Origin of the sequence: Neorhizobium phenanthreniclasticum, from assembly GCF_040066075.1 — a bacterium.
Lineage (GTDB): Bacteria > Pseudomonadota > Alphaproteobacteria > Rhizobiales > Rhizobiaceae > Neorhizobium > Neorhizobium petrolearium.
In genome coordinates this window covers 64,885-88,186 of the sequence record NZ_JBEAAL010000007.1, presented here as the reverse complement: position 1 = coordinate 88,186, position 23,302 = coordinate 64,885, and the positions used below count along the sequence as shown (strand labels likewise).

The following is a 23,302-nucleotide window of genomic DNA, read 5'->3' as shown; positions in this document are numbered from 1 at the left end:
ACGATAGGGATATTGGCTTGCGCCGAGCTTGATGGATGGAAGGCGCCAAGCATGCCGTCGCTCTCCGCGCACCATTATTCAGCTAGCGTTCATTTAGCAAATGTCAATTCAGTTGCGCCGTATCGCCTTACGGCAAGAGACCCGGCGTGTGGATCACACGAGGCGCACGTCGGGTCTCGATATCGAATTGGAGGGTGCCTTGCGGCTGGCAGCGATCTTCAAACGTCTGTTCTTCGTCTGGCAAAGACGCCGAGACTATGATGTTATCGATTATGCCGTGGGATATCGCGAGCCTTGGATTGAGCAGTCGATTCGCGATTTCGAGCGACGGTTAAAGGACTGACCAACAAGGCCGACGGCCATCTTTCCCTGCGCTAGATCAGCACCGTCTCCACGGGACGCCGCGGAGAAAAGGCAAGTTCCGGGCCATAACCGAAGCGCATCACGATATCAGGCCGCATCCCCCTCTCACCGATCAGCGTCGCCAGTTCCGGTCGCAGACGCGCCACCTCGACGGGTTGATTGACGAAGGCGTGTTTGACGCCGAGGCTGGTCGCCGTCAGCGCGAAACGCTGACTGGCGCGGCCGACTGCAATCCAGTGCGCCGGGCTCTCCGCCTCGGCAAGGAAGACGGCGATTCCCGCCGACGAATCGATCTGACGTGCATATTTGTCGTTCTCGGACGTGGGACTGAAGAAAAGCTCGAACGCGTAGCCGCCAAGAAGATCGGGAAGCACCGGATTGCCGCTCGCAGCCGAGAACAGGCCGTCTCCGGAAGTCATGGCGGCGCGGGGATTGAAGCGCAGCCACTGCTTCAATTCCGCCATGAAGGCGGGGGTGCCCATCTGTGCGTCATTGCCAGCGACGACCAAGTCCCGCACCTGCCGCATCAGGACCCGGTCAGAAAGAAGGACAAGCCGGACGCCCGGTATTCCGGCAGCCCGCCGGAGTTTTTCGAGATGTTCGGCAGGTACAGGACGTCGATCATAGGTGGCGCGGGTGGACTGTCGCGCCGGAATTGCTGCGAAAAGCGGATCGGATCGCGACGCACCTTCGGAAAAGGAATAGCGCAGGCGGGCGCCGTCTGCATCGATCTCCAGTTCGCCCGGTCGTCCTGTCGCCCCCGCAGCGATCAGCAGATTCTCCGCTGCGCAGCCGAGACTGACGAAGAGATGATGGTCGTCCGGATCAACGGCCGGCGTCCTGCGCGACAGATCGGGCAGGATGTCGATAGCGCCGTCTTCGATGCGAAAGCGCCATGGCTGGGTATTGTGACTGTTGGCCGCGAGCGTCGCATAACGGACAAGGTCGGCCATATCCGGTCGGGCCGGGATCGGAGCGCGCAGGTGGGCCGCATAATCGTCATATCCGCTCATAGACCCGACAGCCGACCGCCACCCGGCGACCCCCGCGCCCCCAAGCAGCAGCGTGCCGGCTGCGCCAAGGAGCATGCTCCGTCTGTTCATGCCGCCTCCTTTTTTCTGGCATTCTATATGGGAGGATGGATATGCGTTTGAGCTTGGTCAAGAAGACAGGCGAATGCGCTGACCCGTAGCGACATGGCCGCCGGATCCGAACAAATCTTGCAGCAATTGGAAAAGATGAAGCAGCGGTCATTCAGGCCGGGATACAAGCTGCCAATGGCGGAAGAGGTGGGATTCGAACCCACGGTACGGTTTCCCGCACGCCGGTTTTCAAGACCGGTTCCTTAAACCACTCGGACACTCTTCCAATTAATTGATATTGCTCTTATATTAGAGACAACATCGAAACCAATATTCGTCGTTTGCTACGCGCTTTGCAACTATTTCGGTTCCCGACTTGCGCTTATAGCGGCTTGCAACGCCGCGTCAACTTGTTCGGCAGCATCGGCCTGCATCCCCGGCATCACATGCGAGTACAGATCGAGGGTAATCCCGACCGTGGAATGCCCCAGCCTCTCGCTCGCGACCTTCGGATGAACCCCGGCCGAAAGCATCTGTGTGGCGTGGGTATGCCTCAGGTCGTGAAAACGGATGCGCGGGAGGTTCGTCTTCTCGAGCAACCTACTCCATTCATGGGTCAGGGAACGGGGCTGTAATGGCGACCCATCAACCTGGGCCACAACGAAACTATCGCCGTCAGGCCGGAGACCGATTCGCAATTGTTCCTCCGATTGCCTCACGCGATGAGCCTTGAGTTCGGCCGCCATCGTAGCAGATAGCGCGACAGTTCGAGCCTTGCCGGATTTCGGTGTCTTGTATCGAACGCCGTCCTTCGTCTGCTCTGCGCTCTGCCTGACCGCCAACTGGCGCCGGGTATGTCCGAGTTCCACATCATCCCAACGCAGGGCGGCGATCTCGCCGCGTCTCAATCCGCACATCACGGCAAGCATCGTCGGAATGAACATTCGTGTTTCTCGAAACTCTGCGATAAGCTCCGCTGTCTGCTCGGCATCGTAGGCAAGCATCTTCGTGCGCTCAACCTTTGGAGGCGTCGTCGCCGCCGCCGGATTGCGGGAAATCCTCTCCCACGTCACAGCTTGGCTCAGGGCTTTGATAAGCACCCGGCGCATGTGATGAACCGTCCGAGGCGCGTACGGCTTTCCTGCCGCTCTTCTTCCCTCTGTGAGTGCCTTTGTGAACGCCGCATCTATTCGATCAGTTTTTAGCTTGGAAAGGATTACGTCGCCGATGAGCGGGCCGAGGTTTTTTTCGCAGATCTCCATATAGCGTTCATGTGTTTTCGGGCTCACCGTGGGCTTAACGAAGGCCAACCATTCGGTGAGAAATTCCCCAACGGTCTGCTTCGTTGGCTCGACATAGCGGCCCGTCGTGATTTCCGCGATCAGCCGCGCGCACTCAGCTTGCGCCTGTCGTTTGGTGCCGGTGAAGGAATGCCATTTGCGTTTCTTCTTGCCGGTCTTTGGATCGGGTTCACCCACGTCAAGAACGATGGCCCATTTGCCAGGAGAGCGTTCACGGATGTGACCTTTCACTTAGACTCTCCCTTGTTCTGGCGGTCAAGTTTCTGAAGGCGGTTGATCCAACCGGCCTTAGTCCAAAAGGGATCGGGAATATTATACCGCTCTTTGAAACCTTCCAAATCCTGCTCTTCTTCTTGCTCAAGGCGCTTCAACTCTCCAGCTAGGAATGCTTCTTTTTCCTCCTCAGGCAGGGCTTCGTACTCAGCCCTCTCCTCTGGCGTCCTGCTGACGCTCCAAATTCCTATATAGCGGTTTTCCTTGCGCTCGTTTCTTCGAGCGATGGATTCGTCGACCGCCGCATTCGCAGCGTCGATCACCTTCTCAAGAGCTTCCACTCCGGCGGTATACGAACGAGCATTCGCTATTTCAGCGATCGCGTTATAAATCGTGACGAGGACTTTATGGAGGCCTTTAAGGCCCTCTGACGCCACGTCTGCGTGTTCGTTTGCAAGCTCCAGAACATCGCTCATTTCTTGTCGGCTGAAGAGTACGTCGCTCGTTTCAGGTCCTGTAAGCCTCCGGGTAAGGCCAATGAGTTCCAAGGCTTGATCATTCAGGATGGTGACGCCATCGCTCGCTATATCAACGGCCTGTTCAAGCTCCTGATCCACCAGCAACCCGATTTTACAGAGGCGTCGTACCGCTTCCGACCTGGATGGCACGCGGTTGGCGAAACGCCACTCATCAATCGCCTCTATTTCCGCCGCGGTGATCTTTATCTGCATGCGCTCTGTTTCGGTTTCACCGAGTTTCGGGCGGGCCATCTCTAATCTCCTTCTTTTCGTGTGTACATAACGCACAAAAAGGTTGCAAGCAGGTTAAATCGTGATAACGTCACAAACGTACACACGTTACTCACCAATCGGGGTGCTAAATGACATTGGAAGAAGCACTGAGCCAACCGACAATCTCGGTACCTGATGCAGGAAGGCTGTTCTTCGGCCTTGCCCGCAATGCCGCCTACGATGCCGCAAAGCGCGGCGACATTGAGACGATTAGGGTAGGGGGTCGGGTAGTGGTTCCCGTTGTCCCGCTGGCTGAAAAGCTCGGCCTCAAGACGACTATCGGGAGGGCCGCGTGACCGCATTCCTCGAGAACGCAAAAGGCCCGGCAAGTGCGCCAACACTCCCGAGCCGTGGTCCAAAAACTATCCCAGTCGAGGATAAATCTATGAACAGCACGGAACATAACAGCTGCTCGGCGGCAGCGCCAGCCCGTAACTACAGCCGCCCATCCGACAGGGAAATCTTGGATGGGCTGGAGCCGGTCGACTATCAGATTTCGGAGCTTCGTCGAGCCGCCATGGTGGCCGACGAGTACGTAAACATGGAGTTCCGGGAGGGCAACAGCGGGAACTTCCGGGAGCACTGCCTGCTAGAATCCGAACAGGTTGACGGCATCCTTTATACGCTCAGACATTTGCGCAACCTAACCTCTCAATTGGAAAAGGCGACGGACCGCGCCTATGGCAGGGAGGTCGCTCAATGATCAGTCCCGCCATTTACCAATTTCGCCGCGCCGAAATTGAGCGCTGGATCGAAAACGCGATTGCTCTCCTAGATGAGATCGACGGCGATCCCGACCTTGAAGACGACGAGCTTGAAGACATCGACGAGCGCGAGCCGCCCTTCGGGATCATCCGGGGGGGTATCGGCGCGTGAGACTGCTCGCCCTCATCCTCGCTATCCTCATGATCAAGCTGGCTTTGCTCCTGTCATGGCTCAGTCACAGCTTGGCTGATCCAGCAATGCGGATCATCGACTGGTGCGATCCCAACGCCGGGAGGCGCCGTTGACCATCAGCGCCGAGGTCTTGGACGCGATGCTTGCTGCCGGATGCACGGCGGAGCAGATCGTTGCTGCGGTGAAAGCCGACGCGGCGGCTGTTGAAGCGCGTCGGGAGGCGAAGCGCGCCGGCAATGCTGAACGGCAGCGCCGGTTTCGGCGTAACAAGAGTAACGCGTTACAGGGCGTGACAGGGCGTGACAGTTGTGACACCCCTTCTTCCCCTGAAGGTTCTTCCCCCACACCCCCTTCTCCTAAACCCCTTCAATCCATACCCCCTTCGCCCCCTAAAGGGGGCTCTTCCCCCGCCGATTTCGATCGATTTTGGGAAACCTATCCCCACAAGATCGGCAAGCCGAGAGCCATCAAGGCGTTTGCCGCCGCTCGGAAGCGAGCGGATCTGGAAACGATCCTTGACGGTCTCCGGCGCTACGTCGCGAAGACCGACGATCGACCGTGGTGCAACCCGGCAACCTGGCTGAGTGAGGATCGGTGGGACGATTTGCCGGCCAAGCCTCCCGACAAGCCGCCTCCCAAGCCGAATAGCGTCAGCCACCTGAGCAAATTCCACACCCGAGAAGACTATCTCCGCTCCGAACTGGAGCGCTCGGAAAAGAGCTTTAAAACATGACCGAAGACCTAGAACCCACTCCGGAAGAAATCGAGCGCTGGACAAGGAACCTCCTGAAGCCGTCGGCGGCTCCTCCGACCAGCATCGAAGAGCAGAGGATGATCGAGAAGGTTCTCGGCACCAAAACGGCTGCGGAGCATTTCCTTCGGCGCACCGGTAAGCCGGCCCCTTCGCATGCGCGGAATACGCGCGTACGCGAAAGGCGCTACCGTCCAATCGAGGTCCTCATCCATTACGACTATTTCGATCGCCCTGCGTCCGACTATGGCATCGGGGGCTGGACGATCGAGCGCTACGAGAACGGCCGGAAGACGGCGGTTCAGTCTGGAACCGACTACCAGCAGCGGGACGATCTCCTGATCCGTTATCAGGCTGCCGGGTTCACCTGCAAACCGGTCACCGTCGCTGAATTAGTCCCGGCGCCCATCCAGGGCCGCATGCGGGACAAGCCCAAGCCGGCGAGCAGCAAGGCCAGCATCCTGGCTCGGATTGGCAAAATCACCACCGACGACTTGGAGGACGAATATTGACCCGGCCAGTTCTTACGCCAGCCGCCCTCGATGCGATCCTTGAGCGTAACGTTACAGGGAACGTTGCGCCTCGTGATGTCGCTCGTGACAAGATCATCTGGACACTGCCCGCTATCGCTCGCAGGATCGGCGTCGGTACCGATTTCGTGCGGGACACACTGGCTAAGCAACCGGGCTCGCCGGTCAAGGAAATCGGCGGCCGGTACTATGCGTTTGAAGAAGACTTGATCGCGTTCTTGCGCGGGCGAGGCTAATTTACGTGATCTGGAGATCATTACGCCCGATGGCTACGATCTCGTCACGCGCCGCAAGTACGAGCTTCCATTCTCCATCAATTTTGTCGATAAAGGCATCATGGTCACCATCATCATTCTTGGCTAAGTCTTGGACCAACTTCTGAATTTTGTTTGCGACCACCTGAGATAGCAGAAGCATTGCTGTGCTATGCGCCTCCTCTAATTTCTTGCGCGCCCCCCAATACGAGGCGCGGAGTTCTTCTGTCGTGGCTCCGCGCGGCCCACGCTCCGTTAGTTCTTGATCCTCCCATTCTGCGAGGATGTTGAGCAGGGTCCCAAGCGCAGTTGTAAGCTCGGAGTACGCACTTAGTCGTCGTTCCCAATGCTTCTCATCTTTGTAGCGGCGCAGAGCCCACCTAACCGTGCGCCACGCAATGAAGAGGGCCCCCGCAAATTGCATCGAAAGTTTCGCTGCTTCAAAACCTACGGTCCACCAGAACGACATCGACATATCCCCCATCAAAACCACGAATTCCCCTCTCAAACCACTACGCGATTCGGCTCAGCATCAGCCATAAACTGATGCATGAAGCTTTGGCCGTTCCGCACCGAAAAGAAAGCCCTGACCGACGAGCAAATCCTGGAGATGCTCGGCGGCGGAGTTCCGACCTCAACGGGCATCGCGGTGTCATCGGAAACCGCCCTTCGCGTGCCGGCCGTCGCCGCAGCCGTCCGCACGATTTCCGAAGCCGCCGCAAGCCTCCGCGTCAAGGTGGTTGAGATCGGGGAGGATGGCGCCGAGAAGGACGTTCCCGGCCATCCCGTCGCTGATCTCCTCAAGAACGAAGCGAATGATTGGACCTCTGGGTTCGAACTGATCCGCGCACTGATGGTCGATGCGCTGACGAGAGATCAAGGCGGGCTTGCCCAGGTGACCCGCCGCTCTTCGGATGAGCAGGTTCTCGAAATCATCCGGCCCCGACCTGGCTACATCAATGTCGATTATCCCGATGACAGCCTCCAGCCACGGTATCGGATCAACGGGGTCGTGCAGTCGGCGGAAAACATCGTCCACCTCAGGAGCACTTTCGACAAATGCCCGGTGACGCTTTGCCGTGAAGCGATCGGCGTTGCGATCGTCATGGAGCGCCACGCTGCACGCCTCTTCAGTCGCGGCGCCCGCCCGGGCGGCGCTGTCGAGATGCCGAAAGGCATCGGCGAAGAGGCCGTCAAGAAGATCATCGCCGGCTGGAATGCCACGTTCGGCGGTTCGGACAACGCAGGAAAGACGGCGTTTCTGTACGATGGGGCAACCTTCAAGCAGATGACGCTCTCCAGCGTCGACGCTCAGTTCCAGCAACTCCGCATCTTCCAGCTTCAGGAAATCGCCCGCAGCTTCAACATCCCCGCGATCCTGCTCGGAGAGCTTTCCCGTGCAACGTGGTCGAACAGCGCCGAGATGCAACGCCTGTTCCTGATGCTCTGCCTGGAGCCATGGCTGAAGGCGCTGGAAAGCGCTCTCCGCCGGGCGCTATTCACCAAGGAGGGTCGGAAGAAGTTTGCGGTTCGTTTCGAACGCGACGACTTCAGCAAGGTCGATTTGCAGGTGCTCGCGAACGCGATCAGCAGCCTCGTTTCCTCCCGCGTGATCAACCCGAACACAGGCCGTGATTGGCTGGATTTGCCTCCCTACGACGGCGGCGAGGAATACGCGAATCCGAACACCGGCAGCAGTCAGCCGGGAGATATCCCAAAATCTGGGGACACCCCTCCAAAGCCCAACGACCAGCACGACCCCGAAAAGGAGCCGCACGATGACGCTTGAGGAAATCATGTCCAACGTGATCGACCAGGACCGCGGCCGGAGGCTCGAAATCCATGATCCCTTCGAGGGCAAGCCGACAGGCATAGTCCTTTGGATCGCCGGCCCGGACAGCCCAACACAGCGCCGTGCCCGGATCGAGATGATGGATGAACTGGCCGAGCGCGCCGAGTCGGACGGGACGATCAAGGCCGAGCATCGCGAAGCCGCCCGCCTCAGTTGCTTGGCCAAATGTGTCCTTCGCTGGGAGGTGCAGCACGAGGGAACGGATCTCGCCTTCAATCACCGAAATGTCCTTCGCGTCCTAAGGGCGGCGGAGTGGCTCCAAGCCCAGGTTGACGCCTTCGCCGGCGATCGCCGGAATTTCAACCCTGCGCTTGAGGAACCTGATGTGAGCTACAGGGCAACCGCTGTCGCCAGTTCAGTGGGGTACGCACGCTGATGGACCGTATCTTCATCGAGACCAAGATCCTCGCCGATGATGCCGGCCTCATTTCCGGCATCGCTTGGAAGTTCGGCGCACCCGATCGCATCGGCGACTGGATCGAGCCCGGCGCGTTCAAGGGCGTCAAGATGCCGATCCCGATGCTCTTCGGCCACGACATGAACGACCCTATCGGCACATGGGACGTTGCTACCGAGAAGTCGGACGGTCTGCACATCAGCGGCAAGGCACTCGTCGGGGAAGTAAGCCGCGCGCGCGAGGTCATCGCCCTGGTCAAGAGCGGTGCGGTGAGAGGCATCTCCATCGGCTTCATCACCAAGAAGGCAGCCGCCCGCGTCGGTGGCGGTCGCCTCATCAAATCACTCGAATTTCTGGAAGCGTCTCTTGTGACGATCCCCATGCATCCCGGCGCGAAGGTGACTTCCGCCAAATCGGCAGTCCAGGCGCTCAACATCGCCTCTGCCATCAACCGCGCGGCCGCGCAGATAGGAAGGAAGTGACATGCAGCATGTCATGAAACAGGCGCTGCTCGGCAGCGTGGCAATCACCCGCAAGGGCGAGGAGGACGATCCGGTTTCGATCGTTACGAAGTCCCTTGAGGACCTGCAGAAGAACATCGACGAGCGCCTGAAGAAGGTTGAGGGCGGCGCAGAGATCAAGGCGCTGATCGACCGGCTGGACGAGCTGGAGAAGAAGGGCAACCGCCCCGGCGCCAAAAAGGATAGTGACGACCAGGCCGAGATCGAACGCAAGGCGCTCGCGAGCTTCATGCGTACCGGGGATGACGTGGAACTGAAAGCGGCAGCCACCGACAACAACGTCGACGGCGGCTATTTCGTTCTTCCGACGGTTGATCTCTCCATCCGCACCCTGATGACCGACCTCTCGCCGATGCGCCAGCTCGCGGAAGTCGTCAGCATCTCCACCGACAAGTATGAGCGCTTCTACTCGCTCGGCAAACGCGGCGCGCAGTGGGTGACCGAACGCGAGGATCGTCCGCAGGATACCGCTCGCCCCGAGCTGAAGAAGAGCTCCTACGGTGTGGCTGAACTCTATGCCGCCCCCGCCGCAACCCGCCAGCTCATCGACGACGCCGCAGTCGATATCGCTTCCTGGCTGGTGAACAACGCCACTCACGATTTCAGCGAGACCGAGGGCGAGGCATTCATGACTGGCGACGGACAGGACAATTCGCCGAAGGGATTGCTCACCTACCAGACCGCTCCGGAGAAAGACTTCACCCGCGCGTGGGGTTCGTTCCAGTACGTTCCATCCGGCGCACTGTCTTCGGGCACCCTGACGACCGCGCAATGGACGCTTGCTCTCGTGAAGCTCATCGGCGCCCTGCGTCGGCCCTACAAAGGCAACGCGGTCTTCCTGATGAATACCAACACGGCGACAGTGCTTCGCGCCCTCGTCGATGACAACGGCCGGGCTCTGTGGGCTCCGACCGGAAACCTCATCGAGGGCATCGAACATCCACTTCTCGGCTACCGCGTCGAGATCGATGAAAGCATGCCCGACATCGGAGCCAATGCCATGCCGATCGCTTTCGGCGACTTCCGGCAGGGCTACGTGATCGTCGATCGCCAAGGCGTTCGCGTCAACGTCGATGAGCTCACCCAGAAGGGCAAGATCATCTTCGACGTCTACAAGCGCGTGGGTGGCGGCGCCGGCGACTTCAACGCGATCAAGTTCCTCAAGAACTCGGCAAACTAAGGAGGCCGCAATGAAGGACACCTTCCACGATACCAAGGTTGTGCAGGCCGTTGCGCCGGCCGTCCTTTCTGCCAACCAGAACGGCGCGGTTATCGACTTGCGGGGTTTCGATAGCGCCCTCTTTGTGATCAACACCGGTGCGATCGATGCCGCCGGGGCGTTCGGCCTGAAGCTCCAGGAGAGCGACACGACCACCAGCGGCGATTTCACGGACGTTGCTCCGGAGGACCAGCTCGGCACGCTTCCCACGACCCTGGAGGCCAACAGCGCCTATCGTATCGGCTACATCGGTTCGAAGCGGAAGAGTTACGTTCGCGTTGTGGCGACCAAGACCGGCGGCACGAGCCTTGCGCTCGGTGTTGTGGCTGTCCTCGGTCATCCGCATGTCGCGCCGGTGGCCTGATGCCGTACCGCGCTCCCTCCATCTGCTCTTACTGCGGGGCTGCTCATCCCTCCGGTGAGCGCTGCCAACGGGAAAGGACGGCCGACCGGGAGCGCAAGGCCCGCTTCGACAAGAAGCGCCCCGCTGCCCGCCAGCGTGGCTATGACAGCGAATGGCAGAGGGAAGCGAAGGCCTTCCTCGCCCTTCCTGAGAACGAATGGTGCGGATGCGGGGCCAAGGCCACCGTCGTCATGCACATCAAGAGCATCAGAACACGCCCTGACCTCCGCATGGTCCGCTCCAACTGGCGGGCCGGGTGTCAGCGCTGCAACGCAATCGAGGCCGCTGAAGAGCGGCGCACACTGGAAAGGATAAACCCATGACCGTTTATTCGAGCGCCGGGCTGCAGATCTATATCGGCGGCGTAATGGCGCAAGGCGATGACCTAACGCTCGCCGACTTCACCACCCCACCGCAAACGTGGGTTCAGATCAAGGAAGTCGAAGCGGCTGGCTCGGTTGGTGACACCTCCGAGGCCATCACATTCACAGCGCTCGACGATAGCAGGACGCGCACCATCAAGGGACCGCGCTCCGCCGGCACGATGGAGATCGTCTGCGGCATCGATCCCGACGATCCGGGCCAGCAGGCCGTGATCGCCGCTGAGAAGGAGATCCACGACTACGGGTTCAAGTTGGTCTTCAACGACGCTCCTGCTGGCGGCACTCCATCGGAACGGTACTTCATCGGCAAGGTCATGAGCCAGGCCGAGCAGTACGACCAGGCGAACAACGTGATGAAGCTGAACATCTCGATCGGCGTCAACAGCAACGTTGTCCGTGTCGCTCGCGCGGAGGCAACTCCGTGATGCGTCAGAGGCCCCGCGCACGCCGACTGGCAACGATACGTTCGTCGATGAGCCGCTTGCCGAGTTTGCTTATGCCGGTACCGCCGAGCTTCTGTTCGGCGAGGCCCAGCTCTCTGAGACGGGCTGCTGTATCGGCGGGTAGCATTAGCGTGGCCGCGCCGCCTCGATGGAGGTTCTTGAGCCAACGTAGCTCGTGCTCGGTGAGGTCCTTCAAGCTGATCGTCATGATCGTCTCCGAATCGCTGACACATGATGCACCTACCGGGGGTGGTCTTCAACTTTCCACCCCTCAAGGGGACCGGCGGCGGGTCCATCGCGCAAGATTTCACCGAATTGGAGTTTTCGGCCCATGGCCATCGCAACCCTTGAGGAATTGAAAGCGCAAGTCGGCTGGACGGACGACCTCCCGAACGATGACGCTCTGATGGACCGCAAAATCGAGGCCGCACAGGATCACATCGAGCGGCTGCTAGGCTTCAAGATCGAGGAGACCTATCCGCCGGCAGGAGACCCTGCTGTCTCGACCGTGCCGGCGGCCTTGAAGGAGGCCGTCCTCCAGCTTGCGGCGCACTGGTTCGAAAACAGGGAAGCCACCCTTGTCGGCGTAACCGCCCAGGAACTTCCCTTCGGCGTGTTGGAGATCGTCAACGAATATCGGGAGTGGTCCTTTGGCTGACGATGGCGGGCTCTCCCGGTTCCAGCAGCGCATGAGCAAAATTCCGCAGACGGTTCGCGAGACGGTGCAGCCGGCCCTCGTGAAGAGCGCGGACGAAGTCGCCGACATGCAGCGGCAGCTTGCTCCGGTGGATAGCGGGGACCTTAGGGAGAGCATCACCGTGACGCCTCCCGGTCAGGCCACGCCCGCCTATTCGCAGCCCGGCGGCAGCCGCGCGGCGAATGAGCTGGAGGCGCTCGTCACCGTTGGCAACACAGACGTTCGATACCCGCACCTCGTCGAGTACGGAACATCCGACACGCCGGCCCAGCCGTTCTTTTGGCCTGGCTTCCGGCTCACCCGCCAGCGCGCTGCGAGCCGCATTAAGCGGGCGATCAGCACCGCCGTAAAGAAGAACTGGGGGAGCGGCAAATGAGCCCGGAAATCGCTTTGCAGAAGGCCGTCCGCGCCCGCTTGGTTGGAACACCTGAGATCTTAGGGCTGCTTCCGGCAGCCAACATCCTCGACCGCAACGAGCGTCCGAACCCGTCGCCGTCCATCATCATCGGCGAAGGCCAGAGCGTAGACGAGAACGACAGCCTCAGCCGCTCGCTGACGCGCGTCTACATGGACGTGCATGTGTGGAAGAAGGAGCCAAGCACGGCCGGGGTGAAGGTTATCGCCGGGGCGATCCGGGCGGCGGTGAAGGCACGCTTGGATATGCCTGATGGGCACTTCCATTGCGCTGACTGCTACGTCCAAAGCGCTCGCTTCCTGCGCGATCCCGACGGCGAGACAAGTCACGCCGTCGTGACACTATCGGCGAAGGTGCAGGAGATCGGCTAATGCGCGCTGGAAAGTTGGACCGCACCATACGCATCGACCAGTGGCAGGAAAGCCCGGAGCCCGACGAATACGGCACGGTCGAGCCTCGCTTCGTGCCGCTCACCACGCTCCGCGCCCAGGTGGTGCAGTCGTCCACCGAGGAGTTCATCCGCGCCTTCGGTGCCAGCGACGAAAGCGTGATCGTCTTCCGCACCCGCTGGCTTGCCGGCGTCACCAACGCCGATCGGATTGTTTACGAGGGCCAGGATTTCAACATCAAGGAAGTGAAGGAGATCGGCCGCCACAGGGGACTGGAGCTTCGCACCGTGAGGGCCGCATGAGGGGCACCAAGCCGCAACTCGTGGTGGACAACGGGGCGATGCGGAAGGCACCGCCGCCGCCGGCCTGGCTATCCGCCGAGGCGAAGAAGGAATGGCGGCGCGTGATCCCGATCCTTCTCGAGCGCCGCATCCTCACTACCGGCGATCTCGGTTCCCTCGAAAACTACTGCATCGCCATGGGCCGCGTCCGCGAGTTCGAGGCGGACATGCAGACCATTACCGAGGCGGAGATCAAGGTGAAGGTCTTCCGGGCTCAAGACAAAAGCATGGCGTCCGCCCGCCTGCTCGCGGCGGAACTCGGCCTGACGCCTGTTTCCAGATCCCGGCCCGCGATTAGGGAGGACGAGGACGATGGTGAAAACCCGCTCGACGTTTCCTGATTGGATCTATGACGGCTCGGATATTCCGGACCCGCTTGGCTTCGGCGAACGGGCGGTGAAGTTCCTGCGCATGCTGAAGCATCCGAAGTCCGGCAGGCCGTTCCAGCTCGATCCTTGGCAAGAACGGGTGGTGCGGCGCATCTACGGCCCGCGCAAGGACGACGGTAGCCGCATCATTCGAACCGTGGTCCTGCTCCTTCCGCGCGGCAACCGCAAGACCTCGCTCTCGGCAGCATTGGCACTCCTGCATACCATCGGCCCGGAAAAGGTGCCGGGTGGTGAGGTGATCACCGCGGCGTCGGACAGGAAGCAGGCCAGGATTGCCTATGAGGAAGCACGCGGCCTTGTGTGGGCTCACAAGAAGGTCGCCCCGAAGGTCAAGAACCTCGATTATCGGAACCGCCTTTACTATCCAACCGCCCGGAGTTTCTGCGAAGCCATCAGCGCCGACGCCGGCACACAGCACGGCCGCACGCCGGTTTTCGTGCTCGCCGATGAACTGCACGCCTGGAAGAAGCGCGACCTTTGGGATGTGCTCCGTTCCGGCCTGGTGAAGACACCGGGGAGCCTCCTTGTCGTGGCGACGACGGCCGGCCGCGGCCGCGAGAACATCGCCTGGGATATCGTGGACGATGCGCGGCGCGTGGCGCGCGGCGAGGTAGACGATCCTTCTATCCTGCCGGTGCTCTTCGAGGCGGCGGCAGATGATGACTGGCGGGATGAAGAGGTATGGCGCCGGGTCAACCCGGGTCTCGCGCATGGCTATCCTGACATTGAAGGTCTGCGCCAGATGGCTTTCGAGGGCGAGCGCAGGATTGGCGACCGTGAAGCGTTCCGGCAACTGAACCTTAATATCTGGCTCGACAGCGCCGACGATCCAGCGTTCGACATCGAGGCTTATGACGAGTGCGCGGGTATTGTTGATCTCCTCGACCTCGAGGCGGAGCGCCGGCCGTGCTGGCTCGGCGTGGACCTATCATCAAGCATCGACCTTTCCGTGATCGTCGCGGCGTGGCCAGATGGCGACAACGGCTATCTTATCCATCCATGGTTCTTCTGCCCGGCAGAGAACCTGCGAGAGCGCCAAGACCTTTCCGGCGCCTTTTATGTCGACTGGGCCGAACAAGGCCTGATCGAGGCGACCGAGGGCAACACCATCGATATCCGACGGGTTGAGGCCGTCATCCGTGAACTGTGCGCCCGGTTCAACGTGATGGAAATCGCCTTCGACCCGGCGCTTGCCCGCACGACGCTCGCGAACCTTGTTGAGGAGGGCTTCCCCGCGGTCGAGATGCGACAAGGCGCGCTGACCATGATGCCCGCTTATCAGGAGCTGGAGCGTGTCGTGATTGGGCGCCGGCTGCGGCACAGCGGCCACCCCGTCCTTCGCTTCTGCTTCTCGAATGCCGAAGCGAAGCGCAACCCGCAGGGCCATATCGTGCGGCTTTCCAAGCCAAAACTCTGGATGTCGATCGACGGGGCCGTAGCCGCCGCGATGGCGGTGAGCCGTGCGGCGACAGGAGGTGGCGGATCCTTCTACGACAACGTCGGCGATGACTTCGAAAACTGGGCATATGGAGAAGGCTGAAAATGGCTGTCACAGATGAAGAACGGCTTGTCGTTGCCCTGGAGGCCCGTATTCGCGACTTCGAGCGGAACATGCAGAAAGGCGAGCGCACCGGCACGAGGAGCTTTCAGAACCTCCGCCACGCCTCGACCAGCGCCACGAAGCAGATGGAGCAGGATATGCTCCGCTCCACCACCCGCATCAACCAGGCGCTCGCAACGGTCAGCACGAGGATCGGCGATTACGGCAAGGCCTTCGCAGTCGGCGCCATCACGGCCGGCATGGTTGGATTCGTTGCCGCGCTGAAAACCTCGGTCGAAAGCACCGCGGAACTTTCCCGGCAGGCTCGCATGGCCGGCCTGGACGTCGAGCGCTTCCAGGAGCTGAAGTTCGCCGCCGAGCAGAACAAGATCGGCGTGGACGCCCTCACAGATGGCCTGAAGGAGCTGCAGCTTCGCGCCGACGAGTTCGTGCAGACCGGCGCTGGCAGCGCGGCGGAATCGTTCCAGCGTCTCGGCTACACCTCCGAGAAACTGGCGGAAAAGCTGAAGAACCCCTCCGATCTCTTCGTCGAGATCATCGGACGGATGAAGGAGTTCGACCGAGCCGCCCGCATCCGCATCGGCGACGAGGTATTCGGCGGTTCCGCAGGCGAGCGCTTCGTCGAGCTTGTCGACCAGGGCACCGAGGGGTTGCAGGAGCAAATCCGCCTCGCCAACGAACTCGGTCTTGTGATGAGCCGCGAGGTAGTCCAGCGGGCTGAGGACGTCGATCGCAAGTTCAATCTGATCGCGAACACGATTGGCACGCGAGTGAAGGCCGCGATCGTCGATGCGGTGTCAGCATGGTTCCAGTTCCTCGATTCGTACAACGCCTTCGAGAAGCAGCGGAGCTCCACACTGGAGAATAGGCAGCGCGAACTGGGCCTACGTCGCGTCGAGCTTGAGAACCAGATACTTCAGACGCCTGCCAGCGAGGAGATGACCATCCGCAAATTGCGGGAGCAGCTTCGGCAGATCACGGAAGAGGATGCCCGGATTGCTGAAGTCCGGAATAGCCGCATATCGAACTCACCCACTCCCACGGCGCCGGCCGCACCGCCTCGCGATCTCTCCGGCGACTACATGCGCCAGTACCGCGAGGAGCTGGCGAAATCGAACCGTGAACGTGCCGTAGCTGCCGAACTGGAGAAAATCCTTTCCGACGCCTCTAGCCACGGCGTGCGGCTTACTCAGGAGCAGGCGGCCGCCCTGGCGGAGGAAACCGTCGCTCGCAAGGAGAAGGATGATGCGGCGAAGAAATCCGCCTCGGCATCGGGAAAGGCAGCCACGGCTTCCGAGCGGGAGCGCGACCGCATCAAAGAAATCATCTCCGAGCTCGAGAAGGAGATCGCGGTCGTCTGGCAGAGCGACGAGGCGAAGCGAGCGCTTGAGGCCTCCCGCATGGCCGGCGCCGATGCAACAGACGCCGAGCGCCAGAGAATCATTGAGCTGAACGAAACCCTCTATCAGGAGGAGGAGGCGCGGCAGCGGGTCCTTGACCAAATCGATTTCGAGAAGGATCTCACGCTCTGCCATCCAAGACATGCAAAGCGCCATAGATGACGGGAAAATCTCGTGGGAGGAATGGGGCGATATCGCCCAAAACGTCATCAGCCGCATTAGCGATAAGCTCCTGGACGATCTTCTCGACAGCATTTTCCAAGTCAACAAGGCAAGCGGCAGCGGCGGGGGCAGCCTATTCGGCTCACTTCTCGGTGGCATCTTCGGCGGAAGCAATAGCTTCCCAGCGGCACCAAAAGCGCCGGTCGGTCTATTCGCTAAAGGTGGCATCTCCGACCGACCGGCGATCTTCGGCGAAGGGCCGCTGCCTGAAGCTGCCGTTCCCCTGCCTGACGGCCGGCGCATTCCGGTTGATCTGCGCACGTCATCGGCGCCCGCCGCCGAAACCGCCGGCAAGTCTGTCGTCGAGCTGCGGCTGTCCTCCGATCTCCAAGCGCGAATCCTTGAACAGGCGGGCAACCAGACAGTCACCATCGTTCGCCAGAACGAGGAGGCCCGGCGCAACCGGTACCAGAACGGCGGGGAGACATACTGATGGCCGACCTCTCCAAGCTCCTCTGCGATGAACTTCAGGGCCAGCTTTCCGCTAATTCTCGGAAGGCTCGCATTCCTGCCGGCGGCGATATCCTCTGGCAATGGTTCCTCGATCTCAACAAGACGCGGACCTATCACCAGGCCGGGCCGAACCCGATCTCGCACTCGGAAATCCTCGCCTACAGCCAACTTACCGGCTGGAGCATCGAACCTCGCCACGTTGCCATCCTGCGCGCGATGGACGCCGTGTGGATCGAGCATGCTTATTCCAAACGGGAGAAAGCCCCGGAAGGCGTGAAGGCGCTCGCGCCAGTTTCCAAGCACGCCATCACGGCGGGCGCTTTCGACGCAATGTTCGGGTGACGGCATGGCCTATCTTGACCACTACCTTAAAGCCCGAAACGAGCGACTGGCGAACAAGCACAAGCCGAAGGCCGCCGGCATCCTTAAGGGTGAACGTCGCCGGCACGTTGTCGATGAGGTAATGGACGCCCTTAGAGACTGGCGGTTCAGCAAATTTGAGAATGAAGGACCGATTCGGTACGGGCTCCGTTCTGCCCTGTGCCTTGACGGGCATCGCTGGCCGCTGGCGGATATGGAAGCCGACTTGCTGGTGCAGGAGGCTTTGAGGCGGATCGGCGCCAAACGCCCGTCGTGGGCGGAAGGTCAGCGGGACTATACCGACCCGCGCCACACCTGCGCATGGTGTGGACAGGACTTGCCGGAGGAGATGACCAGCGGCGCGCGTCAAGGGCGGTTCTGCTCGTCACTATGCGCCAAGTCTGCGATCCAGAAACGCACCGAGGAGGATCGGTATCACGCCAGCCGAACCGGCACGGCGGCCTATCGGATCATTCGTCGCGAAAAGCTTCCGCTACGTGACTGCCTTCAGTGCGGAACAGCCTTTCGGCCCTTCAACTATAACAAAGCCGATCAGCGGTTCTGCACGCACGAATGCTCGCAGCTCTGGAGCCGGCGGATACCCGAACGGGAGTGCAAGACCTGCGGCACACCTTTCCGGCCGCGGGCGTCGAGCGGCATCTATTGCTCGATTGCTTGTTCGGTGAAACGCGCTGCGGAGGTGCTACCCTGCCACTCATGCGGCGGTCCTGTGCCTTCCAGAGCATTGAACGCAAAGTACTGCTGCAACGCCTGCCGAGTTCGCGAGGAGCGAGGAAAGCGGGCCGTGGCGCGCGCAAACCGGATACTGGAGAAGGCCTGCGCCCATTGTGGGGACATCTTCTCCGCTAAAACTGCCCGCGCTGAATATTGCTGCGCGTCCTGTAAGCAGCTCGCTTACTATGCCCGCCAGCGGTCAAACGTCATCTATCTCACCGCCGAGATATTCGACGGGTGGTTCAAACGGGCGGCATGACCTCCGTGACAACAACTCCGGGGAAGGAATCGTCCTTGAAGATCCTTTTGAACGCAGGCCCCACCTTGCCGGCGACCTTCTCCGCGCGCAAAAGTCTGTCCGGCGCAAGCTTGAGCATTGAGATGATAAGGGAGTTCGCTTCAAGGATACGTATGAATGCTTCGGGGTGCTTCGTCGTGTCGAGGTTGGAGAAGAGCGACGTGCCTTTATTTTTATCGACGGGCATCAACGCCCCTAACTCCCGGCGGGTTTTACAGTACTCATTCCATCCCTCGGCTAAGCTATTGTGGTGTACTTCCAATAAAGCGAGCTCGGAGTGAAGTTCGAATTCCTGGTGAGCTATAAGTACACCTAAAGCACCTTCACTCAGGGTACGTAGTGGAATGTTGCCGGCCCTGGGAGTGACGGCTTTCCAATAGTCAGCACTGGATAGCAGCACGTCTGCATTATTACGTTCGCATTCCCGAATGTGAAGCACGAGATTAATAATCTCGGAGCGCATGGCCGCTACCTGAGTCAGCAACGTGTAAGCGAGCTCCTTTTGACGCAAGCGATTTGCATACGACTGGAAGAAGTAAGTCCCTGCGAACGATAAAATCCCGCCCACAATCGCACCCGCCAAGCTCGCGCCCATTGTTACGGCGTCCGAAACAGGGGTTGAGATCGATATCGGACTGAGATGGAGCGAGGAAAGCGCCAGACCGGTGCAAAAGGTTCCGCCGGCGAATCCGGCCATGGCTACACCGCCTATGTAGGTGTTAGTCCGGTGCGACATCAGCTGCTTGATCTGTTATCCATGAGCACCTCGGCTTGCTGTTCCGTGGCTTTCCGGATTGCCTTGAGCTGCTCAAGTATTGAGCCAAACGCCGCCAGCACAGCACCCCCGATGATTGAAGGAATGCCAAAGGGTAGCATCCCAAGTAGCAAGGTGACCCCGTCGCCGCGCTCCTGTGACGCACTCAAGATGAAAAGCATCAACGACAGCGCGACGAGGCAGATCAGCGCACCAACAATCTGAAGAAACTTGTCCACCGTACCCCCCAGGCCAACAGCCACAAGGTGACAGGATGTACGAGGGTGTCAAGGTGTGGACGCCAGCGCAATCGCATAAAGAACTGCCTGCAAGATACCGAAGAAAATAGCGGTGGCCCCAACCAGCAGGATGAGCCAAAGACCGAGCAATACCCAACGTGGATGGACTTGATTCGGCCCCATCCTGATCTCTTTTCCCAATCCTTCCTTCCACCTGACAGCCAGTACAATCGGGAGTTCGTTGAAGGTGTCCAGAATTGAGATCGTAAAATACTCTTGGCTGGAAAGATTGGGGAAGCGAATGGAATGACGACCGTCCGGAAGAGTTCCAGGCGTATAGTGCCGAGGATCCCAAACCTCGTAGTGCTGGGGCTTCCAATTAAGGACGATCTCGATGTCCTCAATGGCTTTCCGGCCAAGGTTCTGTATCCAAATCTGTTGCGTCCGAACGGGGAACGCACCATCCGCACCGATGCGGGGAACGTTGTAGTAGTGCTGATGAGATACGGACCAAACTAGCTTCCCCTTCGGCCGTAAGTAGTTCCCGGCGAGTGCTGTGAGCGCGGCGATTAAGAGCGCTTGCCCAACATTGGACGTAACTAAGTCACCTAAAAACTGAAACATGAGTCCCCCCGGCGAACAGACTGCCAGAGGTCGGGATTACACGCAACATTTCGGAACGATCGGTGAACGAGTTGCTACGATTTTCGCAACTCAACTGCGTAGCACGTTCCGGTATAGTTCCGCACGGTGAGGTCGACGAAAAGCCGTATCGGATTGATAAAGCGGATATTTCAGGGAAGGGGAGGGATAGTCAGGTATGCCTCTGAGCGAATTTCAAGACCGGTTCCTTAAACCACTCGGACACTCTTCCATCGAATGCTGGCTTTATAGCCTGCAGGTTTTCGGCGTCAACTGAGCGCCGCCAATCATTTCCTTTCTACCGACAGTCTGAAATACGTCTGAGCGAATTCGACCGTCCCCTTCATTCGTGAGCCGCCAGCATGGTTAAATCGCTCACAAAAGCGGTAATCTTGCTCCTCGCGCCGTCAAAATTCCGGCTTTCACCCGCCCCCGCATTCGCAATCGATTAACCATACTCGATAAAAGTTTATCTATCTGCCCGATTTTGTTCGCATTTTTGCCATGTTGCCGGCAAGACTCCCCTGCTATCGACTTCGGCGGCATAGGGGTATGCCTCGAACCGGTTCACAATGGCTGCGAAAAGCGGAGCGGTGACGAGGACCGACTGCCGCGGATCGCAGCGAAAGCGGCATGGGACGGACGAGTTTGGGTTTGAGTGGCGGCAAGCTTTCGCTGAGTGCGAAATGGCTCGGGATAACACTGGTCTGCGTCGGAATGGCATCGTGCGCCACGACCGAGGCGCCCAAGAAGAAACCCCGCAGCAAGGAATATTTCTCCGAAAAGGAATATGGCGTAAAAGCAAGCCCTCGGGTCGTCGAGGCGGGAAAGCCCGTGCCGAAAGGTGGCGGTCGTTTCATGGTAGGCCAGCCCTACCAGGTGAAAGGGAAGACCTACGTTCCGAAGGAAGATCCCAACTACAACAAGAAGGGTCTTGCCTCCTGGTATGGTGCTGCTTTCCATGGCCGGTTCACAGCCAATGGCGAAGTTTACGACAGCGAACATCTTTCCGCCGCGCATCCGACCTTTCCCTTGCCGAGCTACGCACGCGTCACCAATCTCGATAACGGCACGTCGGTGATCGTCCGGGTCAACGATCGCGGGCCCTATCATCCTGGCCGCATCATCGACGTTTCCGACAAGACGGCCGAGCTGCTGGACATGAAGCGGATCGGCACGGCACATGTGAACGTACAATATGTCGGCCGCGCACGGATGGATGGCAGGGACATGCCGTTCCTGATGGCATCCTATATCCGCAAGGGCGACCGCCTGCCGTCGATCCAGCCGGAAGGGCAGATCGCAACCGGCGTCATGGTCGCGTCCAACCAGCCGCTGGGCGACCAGCTCCAGAGCTATGGCTCCGCCATGCCGACGCCTGTCGCGCTTGCTGGCCGCACGCCGAGCGGTCCCGCGCCGGCGCCGGCCGCGACACAGGCCTTTCAGGCATTCGAACAATTCGCGGCGCTACCGCAGATAGGGCCGCTTCCCTCCGAACGGCCGATGGCCGGCGATCGACAACCACGCGCCGTCGCTCCGGTCTATGCTGAATCAGCGCCGGCCAAGAGCAAGGCTATGGCGACCTACGCCGAACCGACAAACGCCCGGGCAACCGTTGCTTACGCGGAACCCACGAGAGCCAAGGCCCCGCAGGTGATGTTCGGCAACATGATCCTCGAAGCCCCAAGACCTGCTCAAAAGCCCGTGCGTTGAGAGCACCGCAATTGCGGTGAGTCGGCGGCGCTGCTAGGCATAGAGTGACGTGGTCGATGGGGTGATGATGCGGCGCCTTCTGTTTTTCCTTTGCCTGATTGTGCTTGGCGTTACCCTGATTTCGGGACCTGCGAGCGCTCAGCAACCCACGCCCGCCTTCGTCACCAAGGCGAAACAGGTTTACATGGTCGAGGCCAAGACGGGCACAGTGCTGCTCGCCTCGAACGAGAATCAGGCTTTCCCGCCGGCCTCGCTCGCCAAGCTGATGACGATGGAGGTCGTTTTCAGTGCCATCAGGCGCGGCGAGATCAGCCGCGACACCGTTTATCCCGTCAGCGAATATGCCTGGCGCACGGGTGGTGCGCCATCCGGTACGACGACCATGTTCGCAGCGCTGAAATCGCAGGTTCGGGTGGAGGATCTCGTCAAAGGCGTGATCGTGCAGAATGCCAATGACGCCTGCATCGTTCTGGCTGAAGGCATTTCCCGTTCCGAAGGCGAATTTGCCGCCCGCATGACCGCCCGCGCCAAGGATATCGGGCTCAGCCGCTCGCTCTTCGGCAATTCCACCGGCCTGCCGGGTGCGGAGAACCGTACGACAGCACGCGACCTCGTGGAACTTGCCCGACATATCCATCGCGAATATCCGGAATTCTATCCGCTCTATGCGCAGCCGGATTTCGAATGGAACAAGATCTTCCAGCGCAACAAGAACCCGCTTCTTGCGCTGAACATCGGCGTCGACGGCCTTGGCGCGGGTTTTGCGGAAGGGTCCGGCTACGCGCTGGTCGCCTCGGTGGTGCGCAACGGCACGCGGCTCTTTCTCGCCATGGGCGGCCTCGCGAGCGACAAGGAGAGGCTTGAGGAGGCACGAAAGGTGCTGGAATGGGGACTTTCCTCGTTCGAGACCAAGGTGCTCTTCAAACAAGGGGAGGTGGTTGGTCAGGCAAGCGTCTACGGCGGGACGTCGCGCTATGTGGACCTTGTCGCCAGGGAGCCGGTCGATATCTACCTGCCGACCAACAATCCCGATCGGCTATCGGGGCGAATCGTCTACCGCTGGCCTCTCAGAGCCCCTGTTGCGGAAGGGCAGCCTGTCGGTGTACTCAAGATTTCCTCAGCAGACAGAGTGGTGCGCGAAGTCCCGCTGGTGACCGCCCAGTCCATCAAGACAGGCAGTCTGACGAGCCAGGCAACCGATGCTCTGCTCGAACTGATGTTCTTCTGGCTTTAAGACTTTGAGATTTGCGCATTGTTTCGCACTGCACCTATATTGCGCTATAAATTGATGAAG

At 60.1% G+C, this 23,302-nt stretch carries 33 protein-coding genes and 1 tRNA gene; 25 read left to right on the top strand and 9 right to left on the bottom strand.

Going from position 1 to position 23,302, the window contains the following annotated elements; all coding sequences use genetic code 11:
• Positions 1 to 374 precede the first annotated feature (374 nt).
• From ABK249_RS12025 to ABK249_RS12010, 4 genes are all read right to left on the bottom strand, one after another.
• Positions 375 to 1,466 (bottom strand): Acg family FMN-binding oxidoreductase, encoded by a 1,092-nt coding sequence (locus tag ABK249_RS12025; protein ID WP_227702886.1) that lies wholly within the window; start codon positions 1,464 to 1,466, stop codon positions 375 to 377.
• Between the two features lie 175 nt (positions 1,467 to 1,641).
• Positions 1,642 to 1,731 (bottom strand) — tRNA-Ser (locus ABK249_RS12020).
• A 73-nt stretch (positions 1,732 to 1,804) separates the two neighbouring features.
• Positions 1,805 to 2,977, bottom strand: a complete 1,173-nt coding sequence (locus ABK249_RS12015; protein WP_348862974.1) for a tyrosine-type recombinase/integrase — start codon at positions 2,975 to 2,977, stop codon at positions 1,805 to 1,807.
• Positions 2,974 to 3,729, bottom strand: coding sequence for a hypothetical protein (locus ABK249_RS12010; RefSeq protein ID WP_348862973.1), 756 nt, complete (start codon positions 3,727 to 3,729; stop codon positions 2,974 to 2,976). The genes ABK249_RS12015 and ABK249_RS12010 overlap by 4 nt, the downstream gene beginning before the upstream one ends.
• A gap of 110 nt (positions 3,730 to 3,839) precedes the next feature.
• Here ABK249_RS12010 and ABK249_RS12005 point away from each other — a divergent pair, with 110 nt between their 5' ends.
• From ABK249_RS12005 to ABK249_RS11980, 6 genes are all read left to right on the top strand, one after another.
• The gene (locus ABK249_RS12005) at positions 3,840 to 4,046 is read left to right on the top strand and encodes a hypothetical protein (RefSeq protein WP_348862972.1); all 207 of its coding nucleotides are present in this window, start codon (positions 3,840 to 3,842) and stop codon (positions 4,044 to 4,046) included.
• Positions 4,047 to 4,135: 89 nt separating this feature from the next.
• The gene (locus ABK249_RS12000) at positions 4,136 to 4,453 is read left to right on the top strand and encodes a hypothetical protein (protein ID WP_348862971.1); all 318 of its coding nucleotides are present in this window, start codon (positions 4,136 to 4,138) and stop codon (positions 4,451 to 4,453) included.
• Positions 4,450 to 4,626: a hypothetical protein gene (locus ABK249_RS11995; RefSeq protein WP_348862970.1), complete on the top strand. Its 177-nt coding sequence runs from the start codon at positions 4,450 to 4,452 to the stop codon at positions 4,624 to 4,626. Before ABK249_RS12000 ends, ABK249_RS11995 begins: the two co-directional genes overlap by 4 nt.
• A 130-nt stretch (positions 4,627 to 4,756) precedes the next feature.
• On the top strand, positions 4,757 to 5,380 hold the full coding sequence (locus ABK249_RS11990) for a hypothetical protein (RefSeq protein ID WP_348862968.1): 624 nt from the start codon (positions 4,757 to 4,759) through the stop codon (positions 5,378 to 5,380).
• Positions 5,377 to 5,910, top strand: a complete 534-nt coding sequence (locus tag ABK249_RS11985) for a hypothetical protein (RefSeq protein ID WP_348862967.1) — start codon at positions 5,377 to 5,379, stop codon at positions 5,908 to 5,910. Before ABK249_RS11990 ends, ABK249_RS11985 begins: the two co-directional genes overlap by 4 nt.
• On the top strand, positions 5,907 to 6,164 hold the full coding sequence (locus tag ABK249_RS11980) for a hypothetical protein (protein WP_348862966.1): 258 nt from the start codon (positions 5,907 to 5,909) through the stop codon (positions 6,162 to 6,164). Before ABK249_RS11985 ends, ABK249_RS11980 begins: the two co-directional genes overlap by 4 nt.
• A 1-nt stretch (position 6,165) precedes the next feature.
• Here the strand turns inward: ABK249_RS11980 and ABK249_RS11975 are convergent, their stop codons facing one another.
• Positions 6,166 to 6,651: a hypothetical protein gene (locus tag ABK249_RS11975; RefSeq protein ID WP_348862965.1), complete on the bottom strand. Its 486-nt coding sequence runs from the start codon at positions 6,649 to 6,651 to the stop codon at positions 6,166 to 6,168.
• Positions 6,652 to 6,732: 81 nt separating this feature from the next.
• Between ABK249_RS11975 and ABK249_RS11970 the strand changes: the two genes are divergently transcribed.
• From ABK249_RS11970 to ABK249_RS11940, 7 genes are read left to right on the top strand one after another with little or no spacing between them, the layout of a single operon-like run.
• A complete protein-coding gene (locus ABK249_RS11970) occupies positions 6,733 to 7,971 on the top strand; it encodes a phage portal protein (RefSeq protein ID WP_348862964.1) in 1,239 nt (412 codons plus the stop codon).
• Positions 7,961 to 8,410, top strand: a complete 450-nt coding sequence (locus ABK249_RS11965) for a hypothetical protein (RefSeq protein ID WP_348862963.1) — start codon at positions 7,961 to 7,963, stop codon at positions 8,408 to 8,410. The genes ABK249_RS11970 and ABK249_RS11965 overlap by 11 nt, the downstream gene beginning before the upstream one ends.
• Positions 8,410 to 8,913: an HK97 family phage prohead protease gene (locus ABK249_RS11960; RefSeq protein ID WP_348862962.1), complete on the top strand. Its 504-nt coding sequence runs from the start codon at positions 8,410 to 8,412 to the stop codon at positions 8,911 to 8,913. Before ABK249_RS11965 ends, ABK249_RS11960 begins: the two co-directional genes overlap by 1 nt.
• 1 nt (position 8,914) lies before the next feature.
• The gene (locus ABK249_RS11955) at positions 8,915 to 10,132 is read left to right on the top strand and encodes a phage major capsid protein (RefSeq protein WP_348862961.1); all 1,218 of its coding nucleotides are present in this window, start codon (positions 8,915 to 8,917) and stop codon (positions 10,130 to 10,132) included.
• A 10-nt stretch (positions 10,133 to 10,142) separates the two neighbouring features.
• Positions 10,143 to 10,535, top strand: a complete 393-nt coding sequence (locus ABK249_RS11950; protein ID WP_348862959.1) for a hypothetical protein — start codon at positions 10,143 to 10,145, stop codon at positions 10,533 to 10,535.
• On the top strand, positions 10,535 to 10,897 hold the full coding sequence (locus ABK249_RS11945; RefSeq protein WP_348862958.1) for an endonuclease: 363 nt from the start codon (positions 10,535 to 10,537) through the stop codon (positions 10,895 to 10,897). The genes ABK249_RS11950 and ABK249_RS11945 overlap by 1 nt, the downstream gene beginning before the upstream one ends.
• Positions 10,894 to 11,382, top strand: a complete 489-nt coding sequence (locus tag ABK249_RS11940) for a phage tail tube protein (RefSeq protein WP_348862957.1) — start codon at positions 10,894 to 10,896, stop codon at positions 11,380 to 11,382. Before ABK249_RS11945 ends, ABK249_RS11940 begins: the two co-directional genes overlap by 4 nt.
• Positions 11,383 to 11,386: 4 nt before the next feature.
• Here ABK249_RS11940 and ABK249_RS11935 read toward each other — a convergent pair whose 3' ends face one another.
• Positions 11,387 to 11,608, bottom strand: coding sequence for a hypothetical protein (locus tag ABK249_RS11935; protein WP_348862955.1), 222 nt, complete (start codon positions 11,606 to 11,608; stop codon positions 11,387 to 11,389).
• Between the two features lie 123 nt (positions 11,609 to 11,731).
• Between ABK249_RS11935 and ABK249_RS11930 the strand changes: the two genes are divergently transcribed.
• From ABK249_RS11930 to ABK249_RS11885, 10 genes are read left to right on the top strand one after another with little or no spacing between them, the layout of a single operon-like run.
• Entirely contained in the window at positions 11,732 to 12,058 is a 327-nt protein-coding gene (locus tag ABK249_RS11930; protein WP_348862953.1) for a head-tail connector protein, read from the top strand.
• Entirely contained in the window at positions 12,051 to 12,473 is a 423-nt protein-coding gene (locus ABK249_RS11925; protein WP_348862952.1) for an HK97-gp10 family putative phage morphogenesis protein, read from the top strand. The genes ABK249_RS11930 and ABK249_RS11925 overlap by 8 nt, the downstream gene beginning before the upstream one ends.
• Complete coding sequence (locus ABK249_RS11920; protein WP_348862951.1) at positions 12,470 to 12,883, top strand: DUF3168 domain-containing protein; 414 nt, start codon at positions 12,470 to 12,472, stop codon at positions 12,881 to 12,883. Before ABK249_RS11925 ends, ABK249_RS11920 begins: the two co-directional genes overlap by 4 nt.
• Positions 12,883 to 13,203 carry a phage head closure protein gene (locus ABK249_RS11915; protein WP_348862950.1) on the top strand — a complete coding sequence of 107 codons (321 nt, stop codon included), beginning with the start codon at positions 12,883 to 12,885 and terminating at the stop codon, positions 13,201 to 13,203. Before ABK249_RS11920 ends, ABK249_RS11915 begins: the two co-directional genes overlap by 1 nt.
• Complete coding sequence (locus tag ABK249_RS11910) at positions 13,200 to 13,583, top strand: phage terminase small subunit P27 family (RefSeq protein WP_348862949.1); 384 nt, start codon at positions 13,200 to 13,202, stop codon at positions 13,581 to 13,583. The genes ABK249_RS11915 and ABK249_RS11910 overlap by 4 nt, the downstream gene beginning before the upstream one ends.
• Positions 13,555 to 15,171, top strand: a complete 1,617-nt coding sequence (locus tag ABK249_RS11905; RefSeq protein WP_348862947.1) for a terminase large subunit — start codon at positions 13,555 to 13,557, stop codon at positions 15,169 to 15,171. The genes ABK249_RS11910 and ABK249_RS11905 overlap by 29 nt, the downstream gene beginning before the upstream one ends.
• Before the next feature lie 2 nt (positions 15,172 to 15,173).
• Entirely contained in the window at positions 15,174 to 16,754 is a 1,581-nt protein-coding gene (locus ABK249_RS11900) for a hypothetical protein (RefSeq protein WP_348862945.1), read from the top strand.
• The gene (locus tag ABK249_RS11895) at positions 16,735 to 17,247 is read left to right on the top strand and encodes a hypothetical protein (protein ID WP_348862943.1); all 513 of its coding nucleotides are present in this window, start codon (positions 16,735 to 16,737) and stop codon (positions 17,245 to 17,247) included. The genes ABK249_RS11900 and ABK249_RS11895 overlap by 20 nt, the downstream gene beginning before the upstream one ends.
• Positions 17,247 to 17,609, top strand: coding sequence for a phage tail assembly chaperone (locus tag ABK249_RS11890; protein WP_348862942.1), 363 nt, complete (start codon positions 17,247 to 17,249; stop codon positions 17,607 to 17,609). Before ABK249_RS11895 ends, ABK249_RS11890 begins: the two co-directional genes overlap by 1 nt.
• Positions 17,610 to 17,613: 4 nt before the next feature.
• Positions 17,614 to 18,621, top strand: a complete 1,008-nt coding sequence (locus tag ABK249_RS11885; protein WP_348862941.1) for a hypothetical protein — start codon at positions 17,614 to 17,616, stop codon at positions 18,619 to 18,621.
• On the opposite strand, the gene ABK249_RS11880 is transcribed toward ABK249_RS11885, so the two are convergent.
• The 3 genes from ABK249_RS11880 to ABK249_RS11870 are packed head-to-tail and all read right to left on the bottom strand — an operon-like array spanning position 18,605 to position 20,277.
• Positions 18,605 to 19,357 carry a hypothetical protein gene (locus ABK249_RS11880; protein ID WP_348862940.1) on the bottom strand — a complete coding sequence of 251 codons (753 nt, stop codon included), beginning with the start codon at positions 19,355 to 19,357 and terminating at the stop codon, positions 18,605 to 18,607. The two genes, ABK249_RS11885 and ABK249_RS11880, sit on opposite strands and share 17 nt — an antisense overlap.
• A 38-nt stretch (positions 19,358 to 19,395) precedes the next feature.
• The gene (locus tag ABK249_RS11875; RefSeq protein ID WP_348862939.1) at positions 19,396 to 19,653 is read right to left on the bottom strand and encodes a hypothetical protein; all 258 of its coding nucleotides are present in this window, start codon (positions 19,651 to 19,653) and stop codon (positions 19,396 to 19,398) included.
• A 48-nt stretch (positions 19,654 to 19,701) separates the two neighbouring features.
• The gene (locus tag ABK249_RS11870; protein WP_348862937.1) at positions 19,702 to 20,277 is read right to left on the bottom strand and encodes a hypothetical protein; all 576 of its coding nucleotides are present in this window, start codon (positions 20,275 to 20,277) and stop codon (positions 19,702 to 19,704) included.
• Between the two features lie 651 nt (positions 20,278 to 20,928).
• Here ABK249_RS11870 and ABK249_RS11865 point away from each other — a divergent pair.
• Both ABK249_RS11865 and ABK249_RS11860 read left to right on the top strand, forming a co-directional pair.
• A complete protein-coding gene (locus tag ABK249_RS11865; protein ID WP_348862936.1) occupies positions 20,929 to 22,008 on the top strand; it encodes a septal ring lytic transglycosylase RlpA family protein in 1,080 nt (359 codons plus the stop codon).
• 67 nt (positions 22,009 to 22,075) lie between these two features.
• Positions 22,076 to 23,242 carry a D-alanyl-D-alanine carboxypeptidase family protein gene (locus ABK249_RS11860; protein WP_348863129.1) on the top strand — a complete coding sequence of 389 codons (1,167 nt, stop codon included), beginning with the start codon at positions 22,076 to 22,078 and terminating at the stop codon, positions 23,240 to 23,242.
• The last annotated feature ends 60 nt before the right edge of the window (positions 23,243 to 23,302 follow it).

What these genes read in the sequence shown, in the direction of transcription:
- ABK249_RS12025 (WP_227702886.1), bottom strand. Translation starts at nt 1,466, where the DNA reads ATGAACAGACGGAGCATGCTCCTTGGCGCAGCCGGCACGCTGCTGCTT.
- ABK249_RS12010 (WP_348862973.1), bottom strand. Translation starts at nt 3,729, where the DNA reads ATGGCCCGCCCGAAACTCGGTGAAACCGAAACAGAGCGCATGCAGATA.
- ABK249_RS12005 (WP_348862972.1), top strand. Translation starts at nt 3,840, where the DNA reads ATGACATTGGAAGAAGCACTGAGCCAACCGACAATCTCGGTACCTGAT.
- ABK249_RS12000 (WP_348862971.1), top strand. Translation starts at nt 4,136, where the DNA reads ATGAACAGCACGGAACATAACAGCTGCTCGGCGGCAGCGCCAGCCCGT.
- ABK249_RS11995 (WP_348862970.1), top strand. Translation starts at nt 4,450, where the DNA reads ATGATCAGTCCCGCCATTTACCAATTTCGCCGCGCCGAAATTGAGCGC.
- ABK249_RS11985 (WP_348862967.1), top strand. Translation starts at nt 5,377, where the DNA reads ATGACCGAAGACCTAGAACCCACTCCGGAAGAAATCGAGCGCTGGACA.
- ABK249_RS11975 (WP_348862965.1), bottom strand. Translation starts at nt 6,651, where the DNA reads ATGTCGTTCTGGTGGACCGTAGGTTTTGAAGCAGCGAAACTTTCGATG.
- ABK249_RS11970 (WP_348862964.1), top strand. Translation starts at nt 6,733, where the DNA reads ATGAAGCTTTGGCCGTTCCGCACCGAAAAGAAAGCCCTGACCGACGAG.
- ABK249_RS11965 (WP_348862963.1), top strand. Translation starts at nt 7,961, where the DNA reads ATGACGCTTGAGGAAATCATGTCCAACGTGATCGACCAGGACCGCGGC.
- ABK249_RS11960 (WP_348862962.1), top strand. Translation starts at nt 8,410, where the DNA reads ATGGACCGTATCTTCATCGAGACCAAGATCCTCGCCGATGATGCCGGC.
- ABK249_RS11955 (WP_348862961.1), top strand. Translation starts at nt 8,915, where the DNA reads ATGCAGCATGTCATGAAACAGGCGCTGCTCGGCAGCGTGGCAATCACC.
- ABK249_RS11950 (WP_348862959.1), top strand. Translation starts at nt 10,143, where the DNA reads ATGAAGGACACCTTCCACGATACCAAGGTTGTGCAGGCCGTTGCGCCG.
- ABK249_RS11945 (WP_348862958.1), top strand. Translation starts at nt 10,535, where the DNA reads ATGCCGTACCGCGCTCCCTCCATCTGCTCTTACTGCGGGGCTGCTCAT.
- ABK249_RS11940 (WP_348862957.1), top strand. Translation starts at nt 10,894, where the DNA reads ATGACCGTTTATTCGAGCGCCGGGCTGCAGATCTATATCGGCGGCGTA.
- ABK249_RS11935 (WP_348862955.1), bottom strand. Translation starts at nt 11,608, where the DNA reads ATGACGATCAGCTTGAAGGACCTCACCGAGCACGAGCTACGTTGGCTC.
- ABK249_RS11930 (WP_348862953.1), top strand. Translation starts at nt 11,732, where the DNA reads ATGGCCATCGCAACCCTTGAGGAATTGAAAGCGCAAGTCGGCTGGACG.
- ABK249_RS11920 (WP_348862951.1), top strand. Translation starts at nt 12,470, where the DNA reads ATGAGCCCGGAAATCGCTTTGCAGAAGGCCGTCCGCGCCCGCTTGGTT.
- ABK249_RS11915 (WP_348862950.1), top strand. Translation starts at nt 12,883, where the DNA reads ATGCGCGCTGGAAAGTTGGACCGCACCATACGCATCGACCAGTGGCAG.
- ABK249_RS11910 (WP_348862949.1), top strand. Translation starts at nt 13,200, where the DNA reads ATGAGGGGCACCAAGCCGCAACTCGTGGTGGACAACGGGGCGATGCGG.
- ABK249_RS11905 (WP_348862947.1), top strand. Translation starts at nt 13,555, where the DNA reads ATGGTGAAAACCCGCTCGACGTTTCCTGATTGGATCTATGACGGCTCG.
- ABK249_RS11900 (WP_348862945.1), top strand. Translation starts at nt 15,174, where the DNA reads ATGGCTGTCACAGATGAAGAACGGCTTGTCGTTGCCCTGGAGGCCCGT.
- ABK249_RS11895 (WP_348862943.1), top strand. Translation starts at nt 16,735, where the DNA reads ATGCAAAGCGCCATAGATGACGGGAAAATCTCGTGGGAGGAATGGGGC.
- ABK249_RS11890 (WP_348862942.1), top strand. Translation starts at nt 17,247, where the DNA reads ATGGCCGACCTCTCCAAGCTCCTCTGCGATGAACTTCAGGGCCAGCTT.
- ABK249_RS11885 (WP_348862941.1), top strand. Translation starts at nt 17,614, where the DNA reads ATGGCCTATCTTGACCACTACCTTAAAGCCCGAAACGAGCGACTGGCG.
- ABK249_RS11880 (WP_348862940.1), bottom strand. Translation starts at nt 19,357, where the DNA reads ATGGCCGGATTCGCCGGCGGAACCTTTTGCACCGGTCTGGCGCTTTCC.
- ABK249_RS11870 (WP_348862937.1), bottom strand. Translation starts at nt 20,277, where the DNA reads ATGTTTCAGTTTTTAGGTGACTTAGTTACGTCCAATGTTGGGCAAGCG.
- ABK249_RS11865 (WP_348862936.1), top strand. Translation starts at nt 20,929, where the DNA reads ATGGGACGGACGAGTTTGGGTTTGAGTGGCGGCAAGCTTTCGCTGAGT.
- ABK249_RS11860 (WP_348863129.1), top strand. Translation starts at nt 22,076, where the DNA reads ATGCGGCGCCTTCTGTTTTTCCTTTGCCTGATTGTGCTTGGCGTTACC.